Annotated in this window: 2 protein-coding genes; one reads left to right on the top strand and one right to left on the bottom strand. The window is 73.0% G+C overall.

Annotation, left to right across the window (positions count from 1 at the left end):
- Positions 1-225: 225 nt before the first annotated feature.
- Complete coding sequence (locus ACVMLK_RS20495) at positions 226-1335, bottom strand: NAD(P)/FAD-dependent oxidoreductase (protein ID WP_457487473.1); 1110 nt, start codon at positions 1333-1335, stop codon at positions 226-228.
- 181 nt (positions 1336-1516) lie between these two features.
- Between ACVMLK_RS20495 and ACVMLK_RS20490 the strand changes: the two genes are divergently transcribed.
- A partial coding sequence (locus tag ACVMLK_RS20490) for an ABC-F family ATP-binding cassette domain-containing protein (protein ID WP_457487472.1) occupies positions 1517-3044 on the top strand: 1528 nt, incomplete at its 3' end.

The raw sequence follows: 3044 nt of genomic DNA, 5'->3' as shown, positions 1-3044 counted from the left end.
CCCTCCCCGTCGCCCTCTACGACATGGACACCTACTACCAGACCGTCAGGTCCAAATGGTTCGGTACGGGGAACTACGCCGAGGAGCAGCGGTAACGGTTCTCCCGCCCCCCGGGAGAAGGGAGCCCCAGGCGCCGCCACCCCTGGGCCGGTCCGCCGGGGCTCCCACCTTTCGGCGTGCCGCCGGGGCCACCGGCGGGGGCGCCGTCGGCGGGCCGGCAGGCGGCTAGCCGCCCAGCGCCATGCGGCGCACATGCTCGCCCAGAGCGAGCGAGGCGGTCAGGCCGGGGGATTCGATGCCGAACAGGTTGACCAGCCCCGGCCTGCCATGCGTGTCCGGGCCCTGCACGACGAAGTCCTGCGCCGCGACACCGGGCCCGACGATCTTCGGCCGGATGCCCGAATAGCCGGGCTGCAGGGCACCATCCGGCAGCTCCGGCCAATAGCGGCGGATGGCGGCGTAGAAGCCCTCGCCCCGGTGCGGATCGACCTCGTAGGCGATCTGCTCCACCCATTCGACATCCGGACCGAACCGCGCCTGGCCGCCCAGGTCGATGGTCAGGTGGGTGCCGAGCCCGCCCGGCACCGGCACCGGATAGATCAGTCGGGTGAAGGGGGAGCGGCCGGTGAGGGTGAAGTAGTTCCCCTTGGCGTAGAAGGTGGGCGGGACATGCTCCGCCGGCATGCCGGCCAGGCTGCCGGCCAGGCGCGGCGCGTGCAGCCCGGCGGCGTTGATCAGCAGGCGGCAGCGAAGCTCCATCGGCTCGGCGCCGCCGACGCTGAGCTCGGCACCGCCCTCCGGCAGGAGCCGCCCGCCGGTGACGGGGCTGTGGAAGACGAAGACCGTGCCTGCATTCTCGGCATCGCCCTGCAGGGCCAGCATGTAGGCGTGGCTGTCGATGATGCCGGTCGAGGGTGAGTTCAGCGCCGCGACGCAGGAGATGGCGGGCTCCAGGGCGCGCGCCTCGGCCGCGTCCAGCAGCGCGAGGTCGGGCACGCCGTTGGCGGCGGCCCGCGCCTGGATCGAGGCAAGCTTGCCCTGCTCCTCCTCGTTGGTGGCGACGATCAGCTTGCCGCAGTTGCGGTGCGGCACGCCGCGCTCGGCGCAGTAGGCGTAGAGCATCCGCTTCCCCGCCACGCAGAAGCGCGCCATCAGGCTGTCCTTGGGGTAATAGATGCCGGCGTGGATCACCTCGCTGTTGCGCGAGGAGGTCGCCGTGCCGATTCCTTCCGCGGCCTCCAGCGCCAGCACCTCACGCCCGGCCAGCGCCAGCTCGCGCGCCACGGCTAGGCCCACCACTCCGGCGCCGACGACGACGCAGTCAACTTCTTCCAAGACCTCTCTCCTCCCGTCTTCGGCGGGGAGGATCTCTCTAGCGCGCCCGGGTGACGGCGTCGCCTCCCGGTTGCGGTTTCCGGCGGCGGGCGCGATCAAAATCGAGACTCCCCCCGCGGGAGCCGCGGCCGCCGCCGATGGGGCTTGACGCCATGCCCGCGCCGCCGCACCCACAGCCGCCATGGCAGCCCCCCCGATCCTTCTCCTCCAGGACATCCGCCTCGGCTTCGGCACCACGCCGCTGCTGAGCGGCGCGACGCTCTCCGTCTCCCCGGGGGAGCGGCTGGCGCTGATCGGCCGCAACGGCTCCGGCAAGTCCACCCTGCTGAAGATCGCCGCCGGCCTGGCCCAGGCCGATGCCGGCACACGCTTCGTCCAGCCGGGCGCGACGCTGCGCTATCTGGAGCAGGAGCCCGACCTCTCGGCCTTCCCGAGCGTGCTGGCCTATGTCGAGGCCGGGCTGGCGCCGGGGGACGATCCCTACCGGGCGCATTATCTCCTGGAGCAGCTCGGCCTCTCGGGGGAGGAGCCTCCGGCCAGCCTCTCGGGCGGCGAGGCGCGCCGCGCCGCGCTGGCCCGCGCCCTGGCGCCCAGCCCTGACATCCTGCTGCTCGACGAGCCGACCAATCACCTCGACCTGCCGGCCATCGAGTGGCTGGAGAGCGAGATCGGCGCGATGCGCTCGGCGCTGGTGCTGATCAGCCACGACCGCCGCTTCCTGGAGAGCATGACGCGCGAGATGGTCTGGCTGGATCGGGGCCTCACCCGGCGCCTGGCGCGCGGCTTCGCGCATTTCGAGGAATGGCGCGACGAGGTGCTGGCTCAGGAGGAGCTGGAGGCACACAAGCTCGACCGGCAGATCGCGCGGGAGGAGGACTGGATGCGCTACGGCGTCACCGCCCGGCGCAAGCGGAACATGCGCCGCGTCGGTGAGCTGGCGGCGCTCCGCCAGCAGCGGCGGGAGCGGCGCGCCGCCCAGGGCGGGGTCAGGATGGCGGCGGCCGAGGGCGAGGGCTCCGGCACGCAGGTCGTCTCGGCCGAGGGGCTCGGCAAGAGCTTCGGCGGGCGCGTGGTGGTGCGGGACTTCTCGGCCCGCATCCTGCGGGGCGACCGCGTCGGCATCGTCGGGCCGAACGGGGCGGGCAAGACGACGCTGCTCTCCATGCTGACCGGAACGCTGGCGCCGGACGAGGGGGTGGTGCGGCTCGGCACCAACCTGGAGATGGTGACGCTGGACCAGCGCCGCGCCGCGCTCGACCCGCAGGCCACCGTCGCCGGCAGCCTGACCGGCGGCCGTGGCGACCAGGTCTGGATCGGCGGCCAGCCGCGCCACGTCATCGGCTACATGAAGGACTTCCTGTTCCTGCCCGAGCAGGCGCGCACGCCGGTCGCGGCCCTCTCGGGCGGCGAGCGCGGCCGGCTGCTGCTGGCCCGCGCCTTCGCCACCCCCTCCAACCTGCTGGTGCTGGACGAGCCGACCAACGACCTCGACCTCGAGACGCTGGACCTGCTGCAGGAGCAGATCGCCGATTACGCGGGCACGGTGCTGGTGGTCAGCCACGACCGCGACTTCCTCGACCGTGTCTGCACGAATGTCATCGCCTGGGAGGGGGAGGGGCGCTGGCAGGACTATCCCGGCGGCTATTCCGACATGGTGGCGCAGCGCGGGCATGGCGTGCGGGCGCGGGCCGGGGCGGCCAGCCCCGCGC

The sequence above is a fragment of the Teichococcus aerofrigidensis genome (genome assembly GCF_054073225.1).
The sequence above is the reverse complement of the archived record's forward strand: the minus strand, read 5'-3'. Positions and strand labels throughout refer to the sequence as shown.